Annotated in this window: 29 protein-coding genes and 3 tRNA genes; 19 read left to right on the top strand and 13 right to left on the bottom strand. The window is 74.9% G+C overall.

Features of this window, described 5'->3' with window-relative positions:
• Positions 1 to 645: 645 nt before the first annotated feature.
• The 5 genes from WHI96_RS15835 to mrf form a co-directional block, all read right to left on the bottom strand.
• Complete coding sequence (locus WHI96_RS15835) at positions 646 to 2,367, bottom strand: class I adenylate-forming enzyme family protein (protein WP_345651904.1); 1,722 nt, start codon at positions 2,365 to 2,367, stop codon at positions 646 to 648.
• Positions 2,368 to 2,548: 181 nt separating this feature from the next.
• Positions 2,549 to 5,590 (bottom strand): helix-turn-helix transcriptional regulator, encoded by a 3,042-nt coding sequence (locus WHI96_RS15830; protein ID WP_349302399.1) that lies wholly within the window; start codon positions 5,588 to 5,590, stop codon positions 2,549 to 2,551.
• Between the two features lie 70 nt (positions 5,591 to 5,660).
• A complete protein-coding gene (locus WHI96_RS15825) occupies positions 5,661 to 5,879 on the bottom strand; it encodes a hypothetical protein (protein ID WP_345651685.1) in 219 nt (72 codons plus the stop codon).
• Between the two features lie 91 nt (positions 5,880 to 5,970).
• Positions 5,971 to 6,150 (bottom strand): 50S ribosomal protein L32, encoded by a 180-nt coding sequence (gene rpmF / locus WHI96_RS15820; RefSeq protein ID WP_345651688.1) that lies wholly within the window; start codon positions 6,148 to 6,150, stop codon positions 5,971 to 5,973.
• The gene (mrf, locus tag WHI96_RS15815; protein WP_345651691.1) at positions 6,150 to 7,403 is read right to left on the bottom strand and encodes a ribosome hibernation factor-recruiting GTPase MRF; all 1,254 of its coding nucleotides are present in this window, start codon (positions 7,401 to 7,403) and stop codon (positions 6,150 to 6,152) included. Before mrf ends, rpmF begins: the two co-directional genes overlap by 1 nt.
• A gap of 81 nt (positions 7,404 to 7,484) precedes the next feature.
• Between mrf and rpmG (WHI96_RS15810) the strand changes: the two genes are divergently transcribed.
• The 14 genes from rpmG (WHI96_RS15810) to rplA all read left to right on the top strand — a co-directional run bounded on the left by rpmG (WHI96_RS15810) (position 7,485) and on the right by rplA (position 13,032).
• Positions 7,485 to 7,652 carry a 50S ribosomal protein L33 gene (gene rpmG / locus WHI96_RS15810; protein WP_020623297.1) on the top strand — a complete coding sequence of 56 codons (168 nt, stop codon included), beginning with the start codon at positions 7,485 to 7,487 and terminating at the stop codon, positions 7,650 to 7,652.
• A complete protein-coding gene (rpsR, locus tag WHI96_RS15805) occupies positions 7,652 to 7,894 on the top strand; it encodes a 30S ribosomal protein S18 (RefSeq protein WP_226353859.1) in 243 nt (80 codons plus the stop codon). The genes rpmG (WHI96_RS15810) and rpsR overlap by 1 nt, the downstream gene beginning before the upstream one ends.
• Positions 7,895 to 7,897: 3 nt before the next feature.
• Entirely contained in the window at positions 7,898 to 8,134 is a 237-nt protein-coding gene (rpmB, locus tag WHI96_RS15800) for a 50S ribosomal protein L28 (RefSeq protein ID WP_345651695.1), read from the top strand.
• On the top strand, positions 8,134 to 8,439 hold the full coding sequence (rpsN, locus tag WHI96_RS15795; protein WP_345651698.1) for a 30S ribosomal protein S14: 306 nt from the start codon (positions 8,134 to 8,136) through the stop codon (positions 8,437 to 8,439). The genes rpmB and rpsN overlap by 1 nt, the downstream gene beginning before the upstream one ends.
• Before the next feature lie 126 nt (positions 8,440 to 8,565).
• Positions 8,566 to 8,638 (top strand) — tRNA-Thr (locus tag WHI96_RS15790).
• Between the two features lie 40 nt (positions 8,639 to 8,678).
• Positions 8,679 to 8,754: transfer RNA gene (locus tag WHI96_RS15785), tRNA-Met, on the top strand.
• 42 nt (positions 8,755 to 8,796) lie between these two features.
• A complete protein-coding gene (gene rpmG / locus WHI96_RS15780) occupies positions 8,797 to 8,964 on the top strand; it encodes a 50S ribosomal protein L33 (RefSeq protein ID WP_020623293.1) in 168 nt (55 codons plus the stop codon).
• A gap of 26 nt (positions 8,965 to 8,990) precedes the next feature.
• Positions 8,991 to 9,458, top strand: a complete 468-nt coding sequence (locus WHI96_RS15775; protein ID WP_345651702.1) for an FAS1-like dehydratase domain-containing protein — start codon at positions 8,991 to 8,993, stop codon at positions 9,456 to 9,458.
• Entirely contained in the window at positions 9,455 to 9,904 is a 450-nt protein-coding gene (locus WHI96_RS15770; RefSeq protein WP_345651705.1) for a MaoC/PaaZ C-terminal domain-containing protein, read from the top strand. The genes WHI96_RS15775 and WHI96_RS15770 overlap by 4 nt, the downstream gene beginning before the upstream one ends.
• A gap of 109 nt (positions 9,905 to 10,013) precedes the next feature.
• Positions 10,014 to 10,089 (top strand) — tRNA-Trp (locus WHI96_RS15765).
• Between the two features lie 132 nt (positions 10,090 to 10,221).
• A complete protein-coding gene (gene secE / locus WHI96_RS15760; protein WP_345651708.1) occupies positions 10,222 to 10,569 on the top strand; it encodes a preprotein translocase subunit SecE in 348 nt (115 codons plus the stop codon).
• A gap of 58 nt (positions 10,570 to 10,627) precedes the next feature.
• Entirely contained in the window at positions 10,628 to 11,719 is a 1,092-nt protein-coding gene (gene nusG / locus WHI96_RS15755) for a transcription termination/antitermination protein NusG (RefSeq protein WP_345651711.1), read from the top strand.
• Between the two features lie 71 nt (positions 11,720 to 11,790).
• Complete coding sequence (gene rplK / locus WHI96_RS15750; protein WP_345651714.1) at positions 11,791 to 12,225, top strand: 50S ribosomal protein L11; 435 nt, start codon at positions 11,791 to 11,793, stop codon at positions 12,223 to 12,225.
• A gap of 84 nt (positions 12,226 to 12,309) precedes the next feature.
• Positions 12,310 to 13,032 carry a 50S ribosomal protein L1 gene (gene rplA, locus WHI96_RS15745; RefSeq protein WP_345651717.1) on the top strand — a complete coding sequence of 241 codons (723 nt, stop codon included), beginning with the start codon at positions 12,310 to 12,312 and terminating at the stop codon, positions 13,030 to 13,032.
• A gap of 73 nt (positions 13,033 to 13,105) precedes the next feature.
• On the opposite strand, the gene WHI96_RS15740 is transcribed toward rplA, so the two are convergent.
• The 4 genes from WHI96_RS15740 to WHI96_RS15725 form a co-directional block, all read right to left on the bottom strand.
• Positions 13,106 to 14,206 carry a CaiB/BaiF CoA transferase family protein gene (locus WHI96_RS15740; protein ID WP_345651720.1) on the bottom strand — a complete coding sequence of 367 codons (1,101 nt, stop codon included), beginning with the start codon at positions 14,204 to 14,206 and terminating at the stop codon, positions 13,106 to 13,108.
• Positions 14,207 to 14,265: 59 nt separating this feature from the next.
• Positions 14,266 to 14,550 carry a hypothetical protein gene (locus WHI96_RS15735; RefSeq protein WP_345651723.1) on the bottom strand — a complete coding sequence of 95 codons (285 nt, stop codon included), beginning with the start codon at positions 14,548 to 14,550 and terminating at the stop codon, positions 14,266 to 14,268.
• Between the two features lie 93 nt (positions 14,551 to 14,643).
• Positions 14,644 to 15,054 (bottom strand): sterol carrier protein, encoded by a 411-nt coding sequence (locus WHI96_RS15730; protein WP_345651726.1) that lies wholly within the window; start codon positions 15,052 to 15,054, stop codon positions 14,644 to 14,646.
• An 89-nt stretch (positions 15,055 to 15,143) separates the two neighbouring features.
• Positions 15,144 to 16,091: a zinc-binding dehydrogenase gene (locus WHI96_RS15725; protein ID WP_345651728.1), complete on the bottom strand. Its 948-nt coding sequence runs from the start codon at positions 16,089 to 16,091 to the stop codon at positions 15,144 to 15,146.
• A 73-nt stretch (positions 16,092 to 16,164) separates the two neighbouring features.
• Between WHI96_RS15725 and WHI96_RS15720 the strand changes: the two genes are divergently transcribed.
• On the top strand, positions 16,165 to 16,773 hold the full coding sequence (locus WHI96_RS15720) for a TetR/AcrR family transcriptional regulator (protein ID WP_345651731.1): 609 nt from the start codon (positions 16,165 to 16,167) through the stop codon (positions 16,771 to 16,773).
• Positions 16,774 to 16,780: 7 nt separating this feature from the next.
• On the opposite strand, the gene WHI96_RS15715 is transcribed toward WHI96_RS15720, so the two are convergent.
• Positions 16,781 to 17,446 carry a response regulator gene (locus tag WHI96_RS15715; RefSeq protein WP_345651733.1) on the bottom strand — a complete coding sequence of 222 codons (666 nt, stop codon included), beginning with the start codon at positions 17,444 to 17,446 and terminating at the stop codon, positions 16,781 to 16,783.
• Positions 17,447 to 17,510: 64 nt separating this feature from the next.
• Between WHI96_RS15715 and WHI96_RS15710 the strand changes: the two genes are divergently transcribed.
• Positions 17,511 to 18,794, top strand: coding sequence for a sensor histidine kinase (locus tag WHI96_RS15710; protein ID WP_349302398.1), 1,284 nt, complete (start codon positions 17,511 to 17,513; stop codon positions 18,792 to 18,794).
• 83 nt (positions 18,795 to 18,877) lie between these two features.
• Positions 18,878 to 19,984: an NDMA-dependent alcohol dehydrogenase gene (locus WHI96_RS15705; RefSeq protein ID WP_345651739.1), complete on the top strand. Its 1,107-nt coding sequence runs from the start codon at positions 18,878 to 18,880 to the stop codon at positions 19,982 to 19,984.
• On the opposite strand, the gene WHI96_RS15700 is transcribed toward WHI96_RS15705, so the two are convergent.
• From WHI96_RS15700 to WHI96_RS15690, 3 genes are all read right to left on the bottom strand, one after another.
• Entirely contained in the window at positions 19,978 to 20,100 is a 123-nt protein-coding gene (locus tag WHI96_RS15700) for a hypothetical protein (RefSeq protein ID WP_345651741.1), read from the bottom strand. The genes WHI96_RS15705 and WHI96_RS15700 overlap by 7 nt on opposite strands.
• On the bottom strand, positions 20,097 to 21,371 hold the full coding sequence (locus WHI96_RS15695) for a cytochrome P450 (RefSeq protein WP_345651744.1): 1,275 nt from the start codon (positions 21,369 to 21,371) through the stop codon (positions 20,097 to 20,099). The genes WHI96_RS15700 and WHI96_RS15695 overlap by 4 nt, the downstream gene beginning before the upstream one ends.
• A gap of 232 nt (positions 21,372 to 21,603) precedes the next feature.
• Entirely contained in the window at positions 21,604 to 22,020 is a 417-nt protein-coding gene (locus WHI96_RS15690; RefSeq protein ID WP_345651747.1) for an SCP2 sterol-binding domain-containing protein, read from the bottom strand.
• Positions 22,021 to 22,111: 91 nt separating this feature from the next.
• Between WHI96_RS15690 and WHI96_RS15685 the strand changes: the two genes are divergently transcribed.
• Both WHI96_RS15685 and WHI96_RS15680 read left to right on the top strand, forming a co-directional pair.
• Entirely contained in the window at positions 22,112 to 22,642 is a 531-nt protein-coding gene (locus WHI96_RS15685) for a hypothetical protein (RefSeq protein WP_345651752.1), read from the top strand.
• Positions 22,643 to 22,706: 64 nt separating this feature from the next.
• Entirely contained in the window at positions 22,707 to 23,264 is a 558-nt protein-coding gene (locus tag WHI96_RS15680) for a TetR/AcrR family transcriptional regulator (protein ID WP_345651755.1), read from the top strand.
• The last annotated feature ends 162 nt before the right edge of the window (positions 23,265 to 23,426 follow it).

Raw genomic sequence — 23,426 nt, 5'->3', positions numbered from 1 at the left:
TCCGACCCGGCCCAGGACGTCCAGGGTGCGTGCGACGGCCTACGGCCCACCGGCGCGGCCGCGCCCGGCGCCGTCCCGGTCCGTGCCGACGGCGCCGGCGTGCGGCCGCGGCTGCACGGAGCCGGGCCGGACCCCGTGGCGAACGGTGCCGGTGGGCGCCGGGGTGTCGCCGAGCGGCCGGGCGGGGGTGCCGGTGCGGCGGGGCGGACGCGAAGCCGACGAACCCGGTGACGCGGGCCGCGGTGCGGGGATGCCGGGTGCCTGCGGCGAGGTCGACCGCGGACGCTCCCGGCGCGGCGCCGGCAGGTCGACGTGGTCCTCGCGACGGCGGTGCCGTCCCTCGACCCGGTCCGCACGCCCGGTCCCACCGGCCCGCGGTGCGGGGACCGGCGGGGTGGCGGGGACGGCGCCCGGGGGGCGACGCGGGCTGGGGATGTGGACGGCGGGCGCGGACATGACGATCACCACGATCTCGGGGAGTCGATACGGGGTTCTTCGGGATCCGGTGCGCGCCGCCGGCTCCTGCTTCCACCCGTCTGTCGTGTCGTACGACCAGCCTGTTATCCGGTCATCCCCTACGCCAACCGTCGGAGTGACTACTCCACCCATCGGACGTACCGGCCCACCCGCGCAGCTCCCGTTCACTCACGCAGGGTGGCTGTCCGTCACTCCTTCGCCACGTCCGGGGACAGGGCCGGCAGCTGCTCGCGGAGGTCCCGCTTGAGCACCTTCCCCGCCGCCGAGACCGGGATCGCCCCGACCAGGTGCACCTCCCGCAGCCGCTGGTGCGGCAGCAGGCGCTCGTTCAGCCCGTCGACGGGCGGCGCGGACGGCGGTCCCGTCGGCGCCGGGCGCGGTGGTCAGGAACGCGACCGGGTGCTCGCCGTCGACCCCTACCGGGCGCCCGACGACGGCCGCACCGGTCACGCCCGGCAGCGCCAGCAGCCGCTCCTCCAGGTCGCGCGGATACACGTTGTAGCCCTTGTGGAGCAGCATGTCCTTGAGCCGGTCCACGATGCGCAGGTAGCCGTCGCCGTCGAGGGCGCCGACGTCGCCGGTGTGCAGCCACCCGTCGCCGTCGAAGGCGGCCGCGGTCTCGGCCGGGCGCCGGTGGTAGCCGCCGGTGACCTGCGGCCCGCGGATCCACACCTCGCCCTCGGCGCCTGCGTCGAGCTCGTCGCCGTCCGGTCCGGAGATGCGGATCTCGGTGCCCGCGATCGGCTGCCCGACGGTGCCCGGGCGCCGGTCCGCGGACCGGGCGGCGGGGCCGAGGGTGGCGGCCATCGTGACCTCGGTCAGGCCGTAGCCCTCGGAGATGACCAGGTCCTCGCCGAACCAGTCGCGCAGCGCCCGGATGATCTCGACCGGCAGCGGTGCCGCGCCCGAGGTCAGCGACCGCACCGAGGACAGGTCCCCGGCGGCCTCGCGGTGGGCGAGCAGCGCCTCGTACACCGGTGGCGCGCCGGACAGCGAGGTGACGGCGAACCGGGTGGCGTCGGCCAGGTAGGCGCGCGGGTCGAAGCGGGCGTGCGCGATCGTCGTCGTCCCGGTGAGCAGCGGGACGTTGAGCCCGCCGATCGTGCCCATCGCGTGGAACCAGGGGGCGATCCCGATCGCCCGCCCGGTGCCGATCGGGGTCGGGAACTCCGACGCCGGGCCGGGGTCGGCCAGGACGACGCCGGGCCCGTGCGCCGTGGCGGTCACGTCCGGCCGGGCGCCGGTGCCCCAGCAGGCGGCCTGCAGCGCGTTGGTGAGCACGTGCCGGTGGGTGACCCGCACACCCTTGGACCGGCCGGTGGTGCCGCCGGTGTAGGCCAGGTGGGCGAGGTCGCGGTCCGGGTCCACCTCGAGGTCGGTGCCCGGCGGGGTGGCCGGCCGTCCGTCGAGGTGCGCGGAGAGCCCGGTCACCTCCGGGGGCAGCTGCTCCGGGTCGCCGTGGGCGCCGGTGACGAGCACACGCTTCAGCGACGTCGCCGGCCGCGCGGCGAGCACCGCGGGCAGCGCCGCCTCCCAGCTGACGACGACGGCCGCCCCCGCGTCGGCGAGCTGCGCGCCCAGGTCGTCCGGGGCGAGCAGCGGGTTCGCCGGGGTGACGGTCGCCCCGGCCAGCAGCGTCCCCCAGTAGCCGATCGCGTACTGCGGGCAGTTCGGCAGGTGCAGCGCGACGACGTCGCCGCGGCCGACCCCGTCGGCGTGCAGCGCGTGCGCGAACGCCGAGGCGCGGGCCAGCAGCCCGCCGAAGGTGATCTCGTGCCCGGCCTGGTGCAGGACCGTCGCGTCACCGAACCGTTCGGCCGCGCCGCGGAGCGTCGCGGAGGCGGGCAGGGCGGGCACGTCCAGGGCCGGGGCGGGCGAACGGGCGATCATGCGGTCACCCCCGCCCCGCTACCGCTCCGGGACGACGGGACGACCCCGTGGACGACCATGCGACCTCCATCGGTCTGCCGGTGACGTGCGGCCCGATCGACCCTAGGCACGGCGGGTGGCGACCGTCACGGCCCGCACGGGCCCGGTCCGGTCCGGGGGGGACAGCCGGCGGGCCCGGGGCTCAGTCCCGCGGGGCGAGCAGGCCGCGGGAGTGCCCGAGCGCGACCGCCTCGGCGCGGCCGGAGGCGCCGAGCTTCGCCATCACCCGGGACAGGTGCACGCTCACGGTCTTCTCGGAGATGAACAGCCGCTCGCCGACGGCCCGGTTGGTCAGCCCGTGCGCGACCAGCTCCAGCACCGCGTGCTCGCGCGGGGTGAGCGGGGAGCCACCGGCGCCGGACGGCGGAGCGGGCCGGGGACCGCCGTCGCCGGCCCGCAGCCGCAGCGCGGCGACGGCCTCGGCGAGCGGACGTGCCCCGAGCCGGTCGGCCGCGGTCGCGGTGGCGGCCAGGTCCTCGGCGGCGGCGCGGCGGTCGTCCTCGCCGTTGCCGGGGCCACCGCGGTGCGCCCGTCCGAGCAGGGCCTCGGCCCGCCGCCACCGGGCCTCCGCCGCGCGGTAGCCGTCGCCGTACCCGGCGAAGGTCTCCACGACGGCGTCCCAGACCTGCGGTGCCGCCTCGCCCCGGGCCCGGGCGGCCTCGGCGCGGGCCCGGGCCAGCCACGCCCGGCCCTCCGGCCCGACCGCGGTCCCGCGGGGCAGGCCGCGCTCGGCGGTGCGCGCGGCCTCGTCGGCGAGGCCGACCGCCGCCGCGGCGTGCGCCTCGGCCCCGGCCGGGTCGCCCGCGGTGCGGGCGGTTTCCGCCAGGTCGGCACGGGCCGCCGCGCCCAGCGCGCACAGCGCCAGCTCGCCGAGGTGGTGCGGGTACTCCGCCCGCAGCACCCCGAGCGCGGCGGCGACCCGGTCCACGGCCAGGGCCGGGTCGCCCCGCCAGCGCGCCGACTCGGCCCCGACGACGCCCTGCAGCAGCGCGGCCTGGTCGTGCGCCGGTGGCTCGGTGGCCAGCGCGGAGAGCAGCTCCTCGACGCCGTCGAGGTCGCCGCGGGCCACGCCGACCAGCGCCCCCGCCACCGCCAGCAGTCCGGTGACGCGCAGCGGCAGCGCGGGGTCGACGTCCGCGGCGGTCCGGACGGCGGCGTCCCACTCGCCGCGCTGGACGTTGACGCGGACCTGCGCGATCCGGAACTCCAGGCCGTACCCGCCCCAGAGCAGGCCGTACGCGGCGGCCCGCCGGGCCCCCTCGGCGAGCTCGTCCGCGGCGGCGTCGAGCAGGCCGTCCTCGATGAACGACACCCCGCGGTTCCACACCGTCCGCAGCTCGACGACCCGGTTCCCGGACGCGGCGGCCAGCGAGGCCGCCCCGGCGAGCCGGTCCCGGGCCGCCTGCGGGTCCCCCTCCATCCGGGCGCAGAAGGCCAGGGTGATGAGGGCGTCCGCGCAGACCGCGCTGAGGTCGCGGTACGCGGCCGACCCCTCCGCGGGCGGTGCGGTGTCGTGGACGGCCCGGGCCACCGCCAGCGACGCGCGGGCGTGCGACCAGGCGGGCTCGGCGTGGTCGGCGTTGAGGTGTGCCCGCGCGAGCACGGCGTGCGCCCAGGCCGGCTCCGTGCCGGGTGGGCCCCCGGCGAGCAGCTCGACCGCCTCGGTGGCCGCGGCCACCGCCGCGTCCACCCGGGCCCCGCTGTCGAGCAGCCGCATCGCGTAGTGCCGGCGCGCCCCGGCCCTGGCCCGCGGATCCTCGCCGAGGTCGGCGACCCGGACCGCGCGGGCGCCGAGGGCGGTGCCCCGTTCCGGGTCGCCCGAGGCGCTCGCCGCCCAGGCCGCCTCCCGGGTCAGCGCGCTCTCGGTGACCCCGGTGAGCCGCTCGGGGTCCTCCACGGCGGACCACAGCTCCAGTGCCCGCTCGGCGTGGGCCAGCATCTCGGCCGGGCCGTGCCGCCGGTGGGCCTCCTCGGCGGCGCGCACCGACGCCGCGAGCGCCCGCGGCAGGTCGTGGGCGGCCAGCGCGTGCCGGGCGAGCGCGGCGGCCACCCCGGGGGCGTCGTCCCGGCGGGCGAGCAGCGCGGTGAGCCGGGCGTGCAGCCGTACCCGCTCGCCCGGGAGCAGGTCGTCGTGCACGGCCTCGCGGAGCAGGGCGTGCCGGAAGGCGTAGGACTCCGAACCGGGCGCCGGGTCCGGGACGAGCAGGTGGTGCGACACCGCCTCCCGCAGTCCCGCCTCCAGCTCGGCCGCGGACAGTTCGGAGGCGTCGCGCAGCAGGTCGTGGGCGATGCTCCGCTCGGCCAGCGAGGCCACCCGCAGCACCTCGCGCGCCGGTCCGCCGAGCCGGTCCAGCCGGGTGAGCAGCACGTCGGCCAGGCCACCCGGCAGGCCGTCGGACCCCGCCGCGACGAGCTCCTCGGCGTAGAAGGCGTTGCCCTCGCTGCGGGCGGCGATCCGGCGCAGGGTGGCCTCGTCGACACCCCCGGTGGCCGCCCTGGCCCGGACAAGGTCCAGCACGGCGTCGGGCGTGAGCGGGCCGAGCTCGACCCGGCGGACGGCGGGCAGCCGGACGAGCTCGGCCAGCGACGCGCGCAGCGGGTGCCTGCGGTGCAGGTCGTCGGAGCGGTAGGTGCCCAGCACCAGCAGCCGCTGCGAGCCCAGCCGGGCGAGCAGGAACGCGAGCAGCTCGCGGGTGGAGCGGTCCGCCCAGTGCAGGTCCTCCAGCACGACCAGCAGCGGCGCCGCCGCGGCCGCGTCGCGCACGGCACCGGCCACCGCGTCGAACACCTGCAGACGCCCGGAGTCCCCGTCGCCCGCCGCGGGACGGGGTGCCTCCGCCGCGCCGGGCAGCAGCCCGTGCAGCACCGGCCGCAGCGCGGTGCCCGCCCGGGCCAGCGCGTCGAGCACCTCGGAGAAGGGCAGGTAGGGGAGTACCGCGCCGCCCGCGTCGAGACACCGCCCGACGACGACCCGGGTGCCCGCCCCCGCGGCGGCCCGGCCCAGTGCGGCGGCGAGCCGGGACTTGCCGATCCCCGCCTCCCCGGCGAGCAGCACGGCACGGGCCCGCCCGGCCCGGGCCGCGTCGAGGTCGCGGAGCAGGCCGGCGAGCTCGTCCGCGCGGCCCACCAGCTCGTCCGTCTCCGGGCCGGCCGCGCCGCCCCCGTGGGTCGCTCCCGCCGTCATGGAGCGCATCGTGGCACGGGACACCGACACTCCCGGGGGTGCGACGGCGGCACCCGCCCGGCCGCGCGGCTCAGGCACGTGGCCGGGCCGGGACCCGCCCGGGGACCGGCCGCCGGGCGGTGGTGAGCCGGGCACGCAGCCGCAGCCACAGCCGTCCCACCGCCGACGGGCCGGCCGCGCCGCGCAGCAGCCGCTCGGTGCGGTACCGGTCCGCCTCCTCCCGCAGCCGAGCCCGCCGCTGCTCGGCGAGGGCGACGAGGTGGTCCATCGGGATGTGTGTCATCAGCATGGTGACGACACTGCGGCTGAGGGGACCGGCCGGGCATCGGGCGATCACGCCGTCCCGCGGGCCGCCCGGGGCCCGCGGGTAAGGGGTCCCCTCAGTCCCGCCCGGCGGGCGGGGACAGCAGGCCCCGGCGGTAGGCCGGGACGAGGGCGCGCGGCACCAGGTGCCGGCGCCCCTCCAGGGTGACCGGCACCAGATCGGGCGTGGTCGCCTTCCACTGCGACCGGCGGTGCCGGGTGTTCGATCGCGACGTCCGTCGCTTGGGAACGGCCATCAGAGGTCTCCTTCTCGGTCGGAACGGACGGTGGGGTCGTCCAGGGCGGCGGGCCCCACGGGCTCGGACTCGGCGCAGGGCTCGTCGTGGGCCCAGCCGAACGGGTCGGGCAGGGCGGCCCAGGCGTCCTCGCCCGCGTCGATCTCGGCGTCGGTGAGCAGCGCGGAGCGCAGGGCGGCGTCGATCTCGTCGGGGTCGGCGTCGTGGCAGATCGCGACGAGGTCCTGGGCGCGGTCGCCCCAGCGCGGGTGCCAGGCCAGCGCGGCCATCGCCCGGCGCTGGTCGCCGGCCTCGGTCCACGCCTGCTCGTCGGCGCCGGCCAGCCAGTCACCGGCGTGGCCGATCCGCATGCCGCCGCCCGCGCTCTCCACCCACAGCACCGCGTCGGGACGGGTGGCGAGCCAGACGCGGCCGCGGGCCCGCACGACGCCGTCGAGCAGGCTGTCGATCGCCTCGTGCAGCCGGTCCGGGTGGAACGGGCGACGGGCGGAGAACAGCAGGGTGCGGACGCCGCTGTCGGCGTCCAGCGGGGGTGCCCCGCGCAGCAGCGGGTCGTGCACCCCGCCCGGGACGCCACGGCGGGACCCGGGGCCGAGACCGTCGCAGAAGACCCGGTGGTCGGCACGCCCGGCGAGCAGCCGGGGTGCGGTCGGGCACAGCCGGTCCAGGACGGCGGCGGTCCGGTCCGCGCCCCCGGGCCCGACCGCGCGGGTCAGCACCAGGACGTCGGCGAACTCGGCCTGCCCGACGGCGAGCTGGGCGACGGTCCGCTCGTCGTCGGGCAGGGTGGACAGCCCGCGCTCGGGCAGGGTCGCGTCCCCGGTGGCGTCGTCCAGCCAGCGGTCCGGGTCGAGCACGGCCACCACCCCGCGCAGGTCGACGAGGTCGGTCGCGGTGCAGGCCTCGCCGCCACCCGGCGGCTCGAACACCACCGCTCCCAGCGCCCAGCACACCGGCTCCGGCTCCAGGCGCGGGTCCAGGTGCAGCACCACCCGGTCCACCGTCCCGGCCAGCGCGGCCAGGGTCGGCAGCACGTCCTCGCGGATGGTGCAGCTCACACAGCCGTGGGCGAGCTCCAGCACGGTGCGCTCGTCGCGGCCCGCGTCGCGCAGCCGCCGGTGCACCACACCGCGGCCCAGGTCGCGCAGGTCGTGGTGGAGCACGACGACACCCGGGTCCAGCTCGCGCATCCGCGTGATGGTCCGCTCCACCCCGTCGGGCTCGGTCCCGCACAGGACCACCAGCTCGGTCATGTCTTCCTCCCGGAGTCGGACGTGGTCACGGTCCGGTGTAGCGTAAACGAAAACGATTCCCATGTTGAGAGGAGGGGCGCGATGGCCAAGTCGACCGACGTCCGGCCGATCGTGAAGCTGCGCTCGACGGCGGGGACGGGCACGACCTACGTGACCCGCAAGAACCGCCGCAACGACCCGGACCGCCTGGTCCTGCGCAAGTACGACCCGAAGGTGCGCAGGCACGTCGAGTTCAAGGAGGAGCGCTGATGCCCGCACGCGCCAAGCCGGTGCGCGCGCCGCGCCGCAAGCCCAACCCGCTGAAGCAGCGGGGGATCGAGCACGTGGACTGGAAGGACGCAGCGCTGCTGCGCACGTTCATCTCCGACCGCGGCAAGATCCGCGCCCGCCGGGTGACCGGACTCACCGGCCAGCAGCAGCGGCAGGTGGCCACCGCGATCCGCAACGCGCGGGAGATGGCCCTGCTGCCCTACCCGCACGCGGGACGGTGAGCGATGGCCAAGCGCTGTGACCTGACCGGCCGCGAGCCGGGCTTCGGCAAGTCGGTCTCGCACTCCCACCGGCGCACCAGCCGGCGCTGGGACCCCAACGTGCAGACCCGCCGCTACTGGCTGGCCGAGGAGAACCGCTGGGTGCGGCTCACGCTCTCGGTGAAGGGGATCAGGACGGTGGACCGGATCGGCGTCTCCGCCGCGGTGGCGAAGGTCCGGGCGAACGGGGTGAAGGTCTGATGGCCACGACCGGGCAGATCGCGAAGAACGAGCGGCGGAAGCGGGTCGTCGCCCGCTACGCCGAGCGGCGGGCCGAGCTCAAGGCGCTCATCGCCCGCCCGTCGACGCCGGAGCCGGAGCGGGCCGCCGCGGTCGCCGAGCTGCGCCGCCAGCCGCGCGACGCCAGCGCGACGCGGGTGCGCAACCGCGACTCGGTCGACGGACGCCCCCGCGGGCACCTCCGCAAGTTCGGGGTGTCCCGGGTCCGGCTGCGCGAGCTCGCACACGACGGCGCACTGCCGGGTGTCCGCAAGTCGAGCTGGTGACGAACAGCGGTTGACCTGTGGGAACCGGGTTCCGGGACCCCCCGTTCGGGGGCCCGGAACCCCGGTGTAAAGTTCTTCCCGTCGGTGAGAGCGAGGCCCTCGGGCCCGCGGGACACCGGTGCTGCCGCCCCCTTAGCTCAGTCGGCAGAGCGTCTCCATGGTAAGGAGAAGGTCTACGGTTCGATTCCGTAAGGGGGCTCTACAAGGGGCCTCGCCGCATGCGGCGGGGCTTCTTGCATGACGGTGTAGCTCAGTTGGTAGAGCAAGCGGCTCATAATCGCTGTGTCGCCGGTTCAAGTCCGGCCATCGTCACCACGTTGGCGCATCATTCACGAGACATGCTGGGAGGCACCCGCGATGGCCAAGGCCACGGACGTGCGGCCGAAGATCACTCTGGCCTGCGAGGAGTGCAAGCACCGCAACTACATCACCAAGAAGAACCGGCGGAACGACCCCGACCGGCTCGAGATCAAGAAGTTCTGCCCGAACTGCGGCACCCACCGGGCGCACCGCGAGACCCGCTGAGTGCGTAGCGAGTCCCGGAGCTGACGGTGGTCGACCAGTCCTGGGTCGGGCACAGCTCGGACCCGGTCGGGCCGTACCAGGTCGGTCGCGAGAAGATCCGCGAGTTCGCCGTCGCCATCGGTGACGTCGATCCGCTCTTCCGTGACGTGGACGCGGCGCGTGCCGCGGGCCACGCCGACCTGGTGGCCCCGCCGACGTTCCCGACCTGCTTCACGATGCCGGTCATCGAGGGCTTCCTCCGGGAGCCCGCATTCGGATGGGACTACACCCGCATGGTCCACGGCGACCAGCGGATCACGTTCCGCAGGCCGGTCGTCGCCGGCGACGAGCTCACCACGGTGCTGCACGTCGACGAGCTGCGCACCCGGGCCGGCAACCACATGCTGACGCTGCGCTGCGAGGTCACCGACGCGGCGGGCGAGCCGGTGGCGACCACGCACTCGATGCTGGTCAGCCCCGCCGGTGAGGACGCGGGCGGCGAGGGGGACGCGTGAGTGCACCGCTGACCCCGCAGGCCGCCGCCGGCCTGGCCAAGGGCGACGCCCTGCCGTCGCTGAGCGTCCAGGTCACCCGTGCCGACCTGGTGCGCTACGCCGGCGCCTCCGGCGATCTGAACCCGATCCACTGGAGCGACCGCGTCGCCTCGGTCGCCGGGCTGCCCGGCGTCATCGCGCACGGGATGCTCTCGATGGCCCTCGCCGGCCGCGTGCTGACCGCGTGGACCGGGGACCCGGCCGCGATCCGCAGCTACGGCACCCGCTTCACCCGTCCCGTCGTCGTCCCGGACGACGACACCGGCGCCACAGTCGAGCTCTCCGGCACGGTCGCCGAGGTGCGCGAGGAGGGCGGGGAGCGGATCGCCGTCGTCGATCTCAAGGCGGCCTTCGAGGGTAAGACGGTGCTCGGCCGGGCCCGCGCCGAGGTCGTCCTCCCGGGGTGAGGCGACCCGGGGTACGGGCCCGCGCAAGCGGGTGCGTACACTCGTTCCAGCCGGACGCACCGGACGATCCGTTGCGTCCGCCCCGCCGCCACGTGGCGGATCGGGGCAAAGGGGTGTAGCTCAATTGGCAGAGCAGCGGTCTCCAAAACCGCAGGTTGCAGGTTCAAGTCCTGTCACCCCTGCCACGAAGCCGCAGGCCGCCGGAGATCACGGCGGCGCGGCCGACGGCACGGACGGCGAAGCGACGAGGGTTCTCCCGAAGCGGAGGACGTGACCGAGGGCGGGCGGACGCCCGCCACGTGCGGAGGGCGACACGCGTGAGCGACGAGCACGAGTCGGAGCGGCCCGGGCGGGAGCGCCCGAGCAACGCCGCCGACCGTCGTGGGCGGCGGGCCTCCGGCTCCGCGAGCACCCCCGGCAAGGGCCGTGCCACCCCGACCCGCGCCGCCGCGGCGACGAAGGAGAAGAAGCCTTCGCTCCTCGCCCGGCTCGCCCGGTTCCTGCGCGAGGTCGTCGCCGAGCTCCGCAAGGTCATCTGGCCCGACCGCGGCCAGATGGTGAAGTACACCATCGCGGTCCTGATCTTCGTGTCGATCATGGTGGCGCTGGTGTTCGTGCTGGACTCGGCGTTCGCCGAGGGCGTCGCCCTGCTGTTCGGCAACTGACGCGAGTACGAACGCCGACCGGCTCCGACCGACACCGAACAATGGAAGCGAGTAGGACGTGACCTCCGACAGCAAGGCGTACGACGAGGCGGCCGACGAGGCCGCGATCGACGCCGTCGCCGAGAACGCGGCCGACGAGACGCTGCCCGAGCAGTCCGTCCAGGACGCCGACGTCGAGGCGGCGCACGGTGAGGACGCCGTCTCCGGTGACTACACCGAGGCCGACGACGACAGCACCCCCGGCGCCGAGGCGGAGACGCTGGACGGCGAGGGTGAGACGGTCCCGACCGCCGGCGACACCGACGCGGACGACACCGACGCGGACGACACCGACGCGGACGACACCGACGCGGACGACACCGACGCGGACGACACCGACGCGGACGACACCGACGCGGACGACACCGACGCTGATGGCACCGACGCTGATGGCACCGATGCTGATGGCACCGCCGCGGACGACACCGGCCCCGGGGACGCCGACACCCACGGTGCCGATGCCGACGCGGAGGAGCCGGCCGAGGACGTGGACCCGGAGGAGGAGCTGCGTGCCGCACTGCGTCGCGCGCCCGGCGACTGGTACGTCGTCCACTCCTACGCGGGCTACGAGAACAAGGTGAAGTCGAACCTCGAGACCCGGGCGCAGACCCTGGACGTCGAGGACTACATCTTCCAGGTCGAGGTGCCCACCGAGGAGGTCACCGAGATCAAGAACGGGCAGCGCAAGAAGGTCCAGCGCAAGGTGCTGCCCGGCTACATCCTGGTGCGGATGGAGCTCAACGACCAGTCCTGGGGCGCGGTGCGGAACACGCCGGGCGTCACCGGTTTCGTCGGCGCGACGTCCAAGCCGTCGCCGCTGACGATCAACGAGGTCGTGAAGTTCCTGCTGCCGAAGGTCGAGGCCCCCAAGAAGGAGGCCGAGGCCGGCAGGACCGCGTCCGGCGGCTCCGGCTCGTCCGGCGGCGCCCCCACCATCGAGGTCGACTTCGAGGTCGGCGAGTCGGTCACCGTCATGGACGGCCCGTTCGCCACGCTCCCCGCGAGCATCTCCGAGGTCAACGTCGACGCCCAGAAGCTCAAGGTGCTGGTCTCGATCTTCGGCCGGGAGACCCCGGTCGAGCTCGGGTTCAACCAGGTCTCCAAGATCTGACCGCACCCGTGAGGAACGTCCGCGGCATGGCAGGGCCGCGTGGCGTGCACATCGATCACTGAGGAACGGACATGCCCCCCAAGAAGCGGAAGCTCTCCGCGATCATCAAGCTCCAGATCCAGGCAGGCGCAGCGACGCCGGCCCCGCCGGTCGGCCCCGCCCTGGGCCAGCACGGCGTCAACATCATGGAGTTCTGCAAGGCCTACAACGCGGCGACCGACGCCCAGCGCGGCAACATCGTGCCGGTCGAGATCTCGGTCTTCGAGGACCGGTCGTTCTCCTTCGAGCTGAAGACCCCGCCCGCGGCGCGGCTCCTGCTCAAGGCGGCCGGTGTCGAGAAGGGCTCCGGCGAGCCGCACAAGACCAAGGTCGCCAGCGTGACCATGGCCCAGGTCCGGGAGATCGCCCAGGTCAAGATGAACGACCTGAACGCGAACGACCTCGACCAGGCCGCCAAGATCATCGCCGGCACCGCCCGGTCGATGGGCATCACGGTCGACGGCTGAGCGAGCCCCCCACACCACCCGTACGCGTGGGAGAGCCGGGCGCGGCTCCTACCACGACCTGACCTCTGAAGGAGACGAGGACAGATGGCACAGCGCAGCAAGGCCTACCGTGAGGCCTCCGCGAAGATCGACGCGGACCGCCTCTACTCGCCGCTCGCCGCGGCGAAGCTGGCCCAGGACACGTCCAGCAGGAACACCGACGCGACCGTCGAGGTCGCGATGCGGCTGGGCGTCGACCCCCGTAAGGCGGACCAGATGGTCCGCGGCACCGTGAACCTGCCGCACGGTACCGGCAAGACCGCCCGGGTCATCGTGTTCGCCACCGGCGACAAGGCCACCGAGGCCGAGGCCGCCGGCGCCGACGCCGTGGGCGCCGAGGACCTCATCGAGCGGATCCAGGGCGGGTGGCTCGACTTCGACGCCGCCATCGCGACCCCGGACCAGATGGCCAAGGTCGGCCGCATCGCCCGCATCCTCGGCCCGCGTGGCCTGATGCCGAACCCGAAGACGGGCACCGTGACGCCGGACGTCACGAAGGCCATCACCGAGATCAAGGGCGGCAAGGTCAACTTCCGCGTCGACAAGCAGGCCAACCTGCACCTCGTCATCGGCAAGGCCTCGTTCGACACCGAGAAGCTGGTGGAGAACTACGGCGCCGCCTACGACGAGATCCTGCGGCTCAAGCCGTCGGCCGCCAAGGGCCGCTACGTCAAGAAGATCACCGTCTCCACCACCACCGGGCCGGGCATCCCGGTGGACCCGAACCGCACCCGCAACCTGCTGGTCGCGGACGAGGAGACCGACTGATCGACCGATCAGCGCCTGACACGACGACGCCCCCGGTTCCCTGCGGAACCGGGGGCGTCGTCGTGCGCGGAGGTCAGGCCCAGTCGCGCAGGACGTCCTCGACGCTCTCCGGGCCGGTACCGCGACCGGCGGTCTCGGTGACCGTGCGGGAGAAGCGCGGTGCCGGGGCGGCCTGGGGCACGCCGTCGGAGGTGACGAGGGTGCCGCGTGCGGTGAGGTGCGCGTTCTCGCGGGCCTCGGCGAACGACAGCACCGGGGTGGTGCAGGCGTCGGTGCCCTCGAAGACCGCGGCCCACTCGTCGCGGGGCTCGGAGACGAACACCTCGGTGAACCGGGCCCGCATGGCCGGCCAGCCGCCGCGGTCGTACTGCGGGCCGAGCTCGTCCTCGGTGAGCCCCAGCCCGGCAATCAGCTGGGCGTAGAACTGCGGCTCCAGCGCCCCGACGGCCATGTGCCCGCCGTCGGCGCAGGTGTAGGTGTCGTAGAACGGGGCGTGCCCGTCGAGCAGGTTCGAGTCGCGCTCGTCGACCCAGGCGTCCTGGGACAGGAAGCCCCAGAACATCTGGTTCAGCACGCTGACGCCGTCGACCATGGCGGCGTCGACGACCTGGCCCTGCCCGGAGGCCCTGGCCTCCCAGCTCGCGGCCAGCACGCCGACGACGAGCAGCATCGAGCCGCCACCGAAGTCGCCGACCAGGTTCAGCGGCGGGACCGGGCGCTCCCCGGCGCGGCCGATCGCGTGCAGCGCACCGGTCAGCGAGATGTAGTTCAGGTCGTGCCCGGCGCGCGGCGCCAACGGGCCGTCCTGGCCCCAGCCGGTCATCCGCCCGTAGACCAGCCGCGGGTTGCGGGCGTGGCAGTCCTCGGGGCCGACGCCGAGGCGTTCGGTGACGCCCGGCCGGTAGCCCTCCAGGAGGACGTCGGCGGACTCGACCAGCCGCAGCACGGTCTCCCTGCCCGCCGGGTCCTTCAGGTCCGCGGTGACCGAGCGACGGCCGCGCGCCGTCGGGTCGGGCACCGAGTCGGACCCGAGCTTCAGCCCGCCCGACGGCCGGTCGACGCGGACGACGTCCGCCCCGAGGTCACCCAGGATCATCGCCGCGTGCGGCCCCGGCCCGATCCCGGCCAGCTCGATGACCTTCAGTCCGGCCAGCGGACCCTTGCCCCGTGTCACCGTGGACCTCCTCGTCGCGCGAACGGTTCCCGGCGACGGTAGCGACCCGGCGCCGGTGCTCAGCCGGTCGACTCGCGAGCCGGCTCCTCGTAGTCCCAGATGTCCTTGCCGATCTCACGGACGGGATGGCCGGTCGCGTCCCGCTCCTGGATCGTGTAGGCGTAGCGGCCGTGCTGCCAGCCGTCGCGCGTCGCGACCTCCAGCAGGCAGGCCTCGGCCCAGCCGTGCCACTCGTCGAAGTCGCGGGGCGGCGGGTCGGGTGCGTCGCACTCGACCTCGGTCATCCGGTGTAGCACACCCCGCAGCGGCTGCCAGGCGTGCACGTCCAGCCAGATGTCGTCCATCGCCGGCGCCTCCGTCGGGTGGGGTCGACCCCCAGTCTCGCCGGGCGCCGTCGTGGCGGGCCGGACGGCGGGGGAGTCTTCACCCGATCGTGGTCAGGTCTTCAGCAGGTCCTCGCGGCCCTCGGCCTCGAGCTTCGCCCTGTACGGGCCGAAGAGCTGTTTGGCGATCGGCAGCAGCGTGAGGACCTTCGAGACCGGGCCCTTGGCGCGGACGTCGCCCTTGGCCAGCGCGACCGGGAGGATGACCTTGCCCAGCCAGAACCGGTTGCCGGTGTCGGCGGACATGAACAGCTCGATGTTCGGGTCGGGGCCCTGCCCGGCGCCGGTGTGGATCTCGGAGTTCGGCATGTCCACGGTGAGGACCGCGTCCGGGTTCGTGTAGGTGATCCGCAGGACGACCCCGGACGGCTGCAGCTTCGCCACCAGGTCCGGGTCGGCCATCCCGATCCGGAACACCCCGCCCAGGTACTCGTCGACCTCGGCCTCGTCGGCGAACACGGCCACCAGCGCCTCCTCGCGAGATGTGGCCGGGCAGGGTGCCGCCCGGCACGTCGCGGCGAGTCTGTCCCGCGCCGTCCGGGGAGCGCAGCCGATCACCGGGCCAGGCTTGGCCCGTCCGGGCCGTGCGCCAGCAGGACGAGCTTGCCGGGCCGCGGCGCGGCCAGCGCGGCCGGTGCGTCGGCGAAGGTCACCACGTGGTCGACGGCGGCCCGCAGCTCCCCCCGGCCGAGCAGCGCGGCCAGCCGGCCGAGGTCGCGGTCCAGTCCCGGACGCCCGTCGAGCAGGAAGAACGTCCGGATCGTCCGGCCGTGCCGCGACCGGTCCCCGAGCAGCGCGTCGGCGGGGAGCACCGCGTCCCGGCCGGAGGCACGGCCCACCGAGACCAGGGTGCCGTCGCTGCCGAGCGCGGCGAAGGCCTCCACCAGTACGGGCCCGCCGACCGTGTCCACGACGGCGTCCACCGGACCGTCCAGCTCGGACGGGTCGTTCAGCACCGCCGTCGCCCCGAGGCGGCGCAGCTCGTCGGCCGCGGCGGCGTCGCGGGCGGTGGCGACGACCTCGGCCCCGCCCAGGGCGGCGAGCTGCACCGCGTACCGGCCCACCCCGCCGGTGGCGCCGGTGACCAGCACCCGGCGGCCGAGCAGCGGCCCGGAGTCACGCAGCGCCCGCAGCGCCGACCCACCGGCGACGGGCAGGGTCGCGAGCGCCGCGTGGTCGACGGGGAGTCCCGCCGGGACCGCCCCGAGCAGCGAGGTCGGCACCGCCCGCAGCTCCGCCCAGCCGCCGCCCGCCCCGACGGTGACGACCGGTGACCCGGCGGCGGGGCCGCTGCCGTCCGCGGCCGGGGCCACGACCGTCCCGGAGGCCTCCCAGCCGTGCACCGACCCGGCCGGTGCGCCGCCGAGCGCCCGCACCTCGCCGGGGTTGACGGAGGCGGCGGCGACGCGGACGAGTGCCTCGTGCGGTGCGGGGGAGGGGTCGGGCACCGGGGCGAGCCGGAGCAGGCCGGGTGCGGCGTGGTCGACGACGAGAGCATCCATGCCCATAAAAGTGGCATCCACTGCCACATGGCAGCAAGTGTCGATTCACGGCCGGAGCGGCTAGGCTGCGGTCGTGGGCGAGACACCCGGGCTGCGGGAACGCAAGCGGCGACGGACCGAGGCGGAGCTCGTCGCCGCGGCGGTACGGCTGATCGGGGCCGACGGCTTCCCGGCGACGACGGTGGAGGCCATCGCGGCGGGCGCGGAGGTCTCGCCGCGGACGTTCTTCCGGTTCTTCGCGTCCAAGGAGGATGTGGTCCTGGCCGACGAGCGGGTGCTGTTCGACGGGTTCGTCGACCGGACCGTGCCGGGCGACGGGCCGTTGCTCGCGACCCTGCGGGACGCCCTGTGCGGCGCCCTGGACGAGCGCGACCCGCCGTGGTTCGAGCGGTTCACCACGTCCGCGGCGATCATCGACACCGAACCGGCCGTCGCGACGGCCGCGCTGCGGCTGTGCGCGACGACGACCGACCGGCTGCGGGGACAGGTGCGGGCGGTCGCGGCACCGGACGTGCTGCCCGAGCACCTGCTCGGGCTCGCGCTCGACGCCGTCGTCTCGGCCTGGCGGCTCGCCCGCGCCGAGTGGCTGGCCACCCCGTCGCGCACCCCCGCCGGGCTGCCCGCCCTGGTGCGGCGCAACTGCGACGCCGTCGCCGCGCTGCCCGGGGTCCGGGCCGGCTGAGCGGCCCTCAGCGACCGGCCGGGTGCTCGTCGAGCAGCCCGCAGCGCCCCGCCAGCGCGGCCGCCTCGATCCGGTTGGCCGCACCCAGCTTGTGCAGCAGCGAGGCGATCATGCGCTTGGCGGTGCGCTCGCTGACCAGCATCGGCCGGGCGATGTCGGCGGTCTCCAGGCCCCGCGCCAGCAGCGTCCACAGCTCGATGTCGCGTTCACCGAGCCGGTCGAGCAGGCCGTCTGCGGTGCGGTCGGCGGCGACGAGCAGCGCGTCGAGCAGCTCGGCGCGCAGCACCCGCACCCCGGCCGCGATCGACAGCAGCGGCGCGACCAGCACCTCCGGGTCGGCGGACTTGCCCAGGTAACCGTCGGCGCCGGCGCGCATCGCGGCCGCGGCGAGGTCCAGGTCCTCGGTGCCCGACAGCGCGAGTACCCGGGTGGCGGGGTAGGCGGCCTTGACCCGGCGGATCGTCTCCACCCCGCCCAGCGGCGGCAGCGCGAGATCGACGATCGCGATCCCGGCCCGGTGCTTCCCGACCAGCGCGACGGCGTCCTCCCCGGCGGTGGTCGAGCCCGCGACCCGGAAGGTGTCCCCGGCGCGGGACTCCAGCAGCAGGGCGAGGCCCTGTGCGAACAGGGCGTGGTCGTCGACGATGACGACCACGTGCGGCGCTGTCGGCACGGGCGGCATGGTCGGTGAGCCTAGTGTGGCCGCCGACGCCGTCCGCTCCCGAGAGGCCCCGACCGTGACCGCGCACGCCGGTGAACTGCCCGAACGCACCCGGGAGGAGCGCCAGGCCGTCGTGCTGCGGCTGTGCGTGGTGCTCGCCGCCGTCGTGCTGATGCTGGTCCGCCCGGACCTGGTGGGGGAGCGCCCGCTGGTCGCGTCGGTCCTCATCGGACTGAGCGCGGTCTACGCGGCGGCGCTCGGGCTGACGTCGCTGCTGCGGGGCACGCTGCCCGTCCCGCCCGCCGTGATCACCGGACTCGACGGCGTGCTCAGCCTGCTCGCCTGCGGGCTCACCGGCGGGGTCGCCAGCCCCATGGTCGCGGCGCTGCCGCTGGTCGTGATCGCGATCGCGCTGCGCGGGGGGCACCGGGTCGGCCGGCTGGCCGCGCTCGTCCTGGGGGCCGGCTACACCGTGGCCGTGCTGCTCGGCTCGGGGCCGGGTGTCACGCTCGCCGACGCGCTGCTCGCCGGGCTGTGGTGGACCGGCTTCCTGCTCGCGACGGCGGTGCTCACCGGGGTGCTCGTGCGCCTGCTGGAACGCCAGCTCGCCGACATCGCCACCACCCGGGCCCGGGCCGAGAGCGAGCACGAGCGCTACCTGTCCGAGCGCGCGCTACGGGACCGGATCGTGTCCCAGAGCCGGGCCCGGCTCGACGGGGCCCGCGTCGTGCTGCACGAGTTCCGGACCCCGGTCGCCTCGCTGACGGCGCTGTCGGCCGACCTGGCCGCCGGCAGGCTGGGCGGGGACGCCGCCCGGCGGGCGTCGCGGCTGCTCGCCGACCACGCCGCCCACCTCCAGGAGATGCTCGACGGGCTGGCCGACCTGGCCGTCGCCGACGGCAGCCCGCTCGGGCGCGACCGGCCCCGCCGCGTCGCGCTCGCCGAGCTGGCCGACGCCGTGCTCGACGCCGCCGGGATCGCCGCGCACCGGCGGCACCCGGTCGTCGAACCGGCCGGGGCCGCGGTCCACTGCGACCCGCAGCGGCTGCGCCGGATGCTCACCAACCTGGCCGAGAACGCCGCCCGGCACTCCGGTGACGAGCTCGTGGAGCTGTACCTGGCCCACGACGGAGCCGTGCTCACCGCCGAGGTCCGCGACCGCGGTCCCGGCCTGCCCGCGGGTCAGGAGGGCGTCGTGACGGCCAAGGGCGTCGCGCTGGGGGAGCGCCGCGGCACGGCCGGGCTGGGCCTGTGGATCGCCGAGGCGCTCGCGTCCGCGATGGACGGTGAGCTGACCCTGCTCCCGCGCGAGGGCGGCGGCCTCGTCGCCCGGCTCACCCTGCCGCTCGCCGGCGACTGAGGGACCGGTCTGGCACCCCGGGGCCAGCGCTGGCGCGGGCGACGGCTGTGCCGGAGGCCTCCGCCCGGCCAGGATCGACCGCCATGCGTACGACGGCAGCGGTGCTGTGGGAACCCGGTGGCAAGTGGGAGATCGAGGAGGTCGAGCTCGACTCCCCGAACGCCGGGGAGGTGATGGTCGAGCTGACCGCGTCGGGACTGTGCCACTCCGACGAGCACCTGGTGACCGGTGACCTGCCCGCGGTCCTGCCGATGGTCGGCGGCCACGAGGGCGCGGGCCGGGTCGTCGAGGTCGGCCCGGGCGTCACCGACCTCGAGGTCGGCGACCCGGTCGTGATGACCTTCCTGCCCTCCTGCGGGCGCTGCCCGTACTGCTCGAAGGGCCGGCCGAACCTCTGCGACGACGGCGCCGGAGCCACCCTCGGCCCGCAGCTCGACGGCACCTACCGGTTCCACGCCCGCGGCGAGGACCTGGGCCAGATGTGCCTGCTCGGCACGTTCGCCCGGCACACCGTCGTCCCCGTGAAGTCCGTCGTGAAGATCGACGAGGGCTTCCCGCTCGACCTGGCCGCGCTGGTCGGCTGCGGCGTCACCACCGGCTTCGGCTCCTCGGTGCGCACCGCCGACCTGCGGGCCGGGGACACCGCCGTCGTCATCGGGGTCGGCGGCATCGGCGCGAACGCGGTGCAGGGCGCCCGGGCGGCGGGCTGCCGGTACGTCGTGGCCGTCGACCCGGTCGAGCACAAGCGGGAGCGCTCCCGCGAGCTGGGCGCCACGCACGTCGCCGCCAGCATCGACGAGGCCTGGGAGATCGTGAGCGAGGTGACCCGCGGGCAGATGGCCGAGGCGGCGATCCTGTGCACCGGCGTCGCGATGGGCGACGACCTGCAGCCCGCGCTGCAGCTGGTCGGCAAGCGCGGCCGGGTCGTCGTCACCGCGCTGGCCCGGGCCGAGGAGGAGACGGCGTCGCTGTCGCTGCTCGACCTCACGCTCTACGAGAAGCAGATCCGCGGCGCGCTGTTCGGCAGCTCCGCGGCGCAGTTCGACATCCCGCGCCTGCTGGAGATGCACAACCTCGGCCACCTCAAGCTCCGTGAGCTGATCACCAAGGAGTACACCCTCGACCAGGTCAACGAGGGCTACGAGGACATGCGTTCCGGACGCAACATCCGCGGCCTGATCCGCTACTGACCGCCCCCGGCGCGTACCGACGGCCCCGTCCCGCGCAGGGCGACCTGCTCGACCGTCGCGATCTCGACGACCTGCGGCCCGGCTCCCCGGTGGCCCGGCGCCGGACCGAGCTTCACGAGCCGGTCCCGAAGGTCACCGGCAGGTGCTTGATGCCGTTGATGAAGTTCCCGGTCAGCCACTCCGGCTCGCCGACCGACAGGTCCGGCACCCGGGTGAGCAGCTCGTGGAACAGGGCCCGCAGCTGCGTCTTCGCGAGGTGGTGGCCCAGGCAGAAGTGCGGGCCGCCGCCGCCGAAGCCGACGTGCGGGTTCTCGGCGCGGGTGATGTCGAAGACGTGCGGGTCGGTGAACACGGCGTCGTCGCGGTTGCCGGAGTGGTAGAAGAGCACCACCCGCTCGCCCTCGGCGATCCGCTGCCCGCGGATCTCGGTGTCGCGGGTCGCGGTCCGCCGGAAGGTCAGCACCGGGCTGGCCCAGCGGACGAACTCCTCGACGGCGGGCTTGATCCGGTCGTCGAACTCCTCGGTCAGCAGCCGCTTCTGGGCCGGGTTGCGGTCCAGCGCGAGGATCGCGTGGCTGGAGGTCTGGCGGGTGGTGTCGTTGCCCGCGACGCACAGCAGCACGAAGAACGCCGCGATCTCCTCGTCGGTGAGCGCGTGGCCGTCCACCTCGGCCTGCACCAGGGCGGTCATCAGGTCGTCGGCGGGCTGCTCGCGACGCAGCGCGGACAGCTCGAACGACGCGGTGTGCAGGGTCATCAGCCCGTCGAGCAGCACCGCCATCGGGTCGCCGTCGCCGATGTGGTCGGGGTCGTTCCAGCCGACCAGCGCGTTCGCGGCGTCGGCGACCTCCTGCCGCCTGTCCTGCGGGATGCCGATCATCTCCGAGATCGTCCACATCGGCAGGCGGGCCGCGACGGCCGTCGCGAAGTCGGCCGAGCCGGGCTGCTCCAGCAGCTCGTCGACGACGATCCGGGCCTGCTCGGCGATCTGCTCCTCGATCCGGCGGACCCGGCGCGGGGTGAACACCGAGCTGATCACCTTGCGCTGGCGGTGGTGGCGCGGCGCGTCCATCGCGAGGATGGAGTGCGCGGCCTCCAGCACGTCCTCGGGCACGTCCTCCAGCATCACGCCGCCGTACTGCTGGCCGGAGGCGAAGGTCTCGGCGTCGCGGCTGACGGCCTGGATGTCGGCGTGGGTGACCAGCGCCCAGAACCCGGGGGCGTCCGGGTCGGGCAGCAGGTCGGTCTCGGCCGGCGGGTGCCAGGACAGCGGGCGCTCGCGGCGCAGCTCGGCGAACCGCTCCTCGCGGGCGTCCGGGGTCTGCGCCCAGAACGCCTGGGTGGAGATGTCGAGCGGGTCGTACGGGCGCTTCTCCGTCGTGGTCACGGGGTGCCTCCTCGCGGTTGCGTCGTCGGAACCGGATCCGTTCGCGGGTGGGGGGACCGTGCCCGTCGGCACGGCACGGCTGATGCCGCCGTCGGCGGGGGCCGCGTGCCTGCCGAGGAACGCGGCAGCCGGTCGGCCCGGCCGTAGCAGGCGATGGAGGCGGCGTTCCCGATCGCGCCACCGGGGCGGATCCGAACGACGACCGCGGCACCGGCCACCGGTACCCGGCGGCTCACCTGGTGACCAGGAGGTCCTCGCGACCGTCGGCCTCGAGGCGCTCGACGTAGGTCGGGAACAGGCGCTTGGACAGCGGTGCGAGCTGCAGGAGCCTGGTGACCGTGCCGTCGACCCTCACCGTGCCCTTGGCCATCGCGAAGGTCAGGTTGACCGTGCCCTGCCAGTAGGCGTTCGCGGTCTCGGTGGACATGGTCATCGTGGCCTGCGGCTCGGGAGCACCGACGTCGGAGCCCTTCCAGACCGTGGCCCCGGGCAGGTCGATGATCAGCGCGGAGTCGGGGTCGGTGCACTGCTGGCGCAGGACCAGGCCGGTGCCGCGGAGCCTGGGCTCCAGCTCGGGGTCGGCCAGTGCGGTCTCGAAGATGCCACCGATGTAGCGGTACAGCTCGTCCTCGTCGGCGAATCCGGGCACGGTTCCTCCTCGTCGTCGGGTGTGGTCCGAACGTAACGTAGATTACGTTACTGCGGAAGCGTCCGACCCCGACGACGCGGGAGTGCAGGCGATGACCGTGACCAGGACCGGGGAGGCCACCGGGGCCGCCGACGACACCGCCGCCGGGGCGGGCGTCCGTGAGCAGGTCGCCCGCCTGCGCGACACGTTCCGTGGTGGCCGTACCCGCGACCGGAGCAGGCGGCTGCGCCGGCTGGGCGGTCTCGAGCGGATGGTCACCGAGGCCGAGGACGAGTTCGCCGCGGCACCCGCCGCCGACCCCGGCCGTCCCCGCGTCGACGCCGGTCCGACACCCCTGGCCGCCGACGCGTCCACCGGCTCGTCGCGCACCGCGAAGGGGATCACCCGCGAGGTCACCGCCTCGGCGGCCGTGGTCGGCCATCTGACGGTCCACGTACTGGTGCCCCAGCTGCCCTTCGGGGGAGTGGGACGCAGCGGCTCCGGGGCCCACCACGGGCGGTTCGGGTCCGAGACCTTCTCGCACCGGCGGGCGGTGCTGCGCAAGCCCTCCCGGCCCGACCCCGGCATCGTCCACCCGCCCTGCGACGCGCGGACCGACCGCCTGCTGCGCAGGATCTTCTGATCGGCCACGCGTCCGGCGTGGCACCCTGGTGGGTCGCACGGGTCGTGGAGAGGGAGCGGGCGGGGTGGCCAGGAGAGCGGGTCGGCAGGTCGCTGCCGAGCAGTACTACGACGCCGCGATGTCGATCCTCGCGCGCGAGGGCGCGGCCGGGCTCAAGATCGGTCCGTTGTGCCGGTCGCTCGGCGTGACCAGCGGGTCGTTCTACCACCACTTCGGAGGCTGGGCGGGCTTCGTCCGTGGCCTCCTGCGCTACTGGGAGGCCGAGCAGACCGACCGGATCGTCGAGCTGGCCCGGGCGACCGTGGACCCGGTCGAGCGGATCGACGTGGTCAAGCAGCTCACCGTGGCACTGCGGCACGACGCCGAGGCCGCGATCCGGGCGTGGGCCCAGATCGACCCCGAGGTCGGTCGCGCCCAGGCGCGGGTGGACGTGCAGCGCCGGATCGCGCTGGAGCAGGTCGTGGCCGACGTCGTACCCGACCCGGACGACGCCCGCAGGCTCGCCGTCTTCGGCATCTCGCTGATGGCCGGATACCAGCAGACCTGCGACCCCCGCGACCGCGATCTCCTGCGTGCCCTGTTCGACGACTACCAGCGACTCATCCTGTCGCACGCCCCGTGATGCCGCCGATCGGGTGATACTCCGAGCGGGTGGGACGTGGTCGCCGACGCGGTCGTACAACGACCGTCGGGCCGTTCGGACCAGCCTTGCTACCCGGCCGGGAGCACTGTTACCCACGGTCCGCAACATTGCGCGGTAATCTGTAACCCTCGGTAACCGTAA

Source organism: Pseudonocardia tropica (assembly GCF_040105315.1).
GTDB lineage: Bacteria > Actinomycetota > Actinomycetes > Mycobacteriales > Pseudonocardiaceae > Pseudonocardia > Pseudonocardia alni.
Note: the sequence above shows the minus strand (reverse complement) of the source record. Positions and strands in the feature narration are given on the sequence as shown.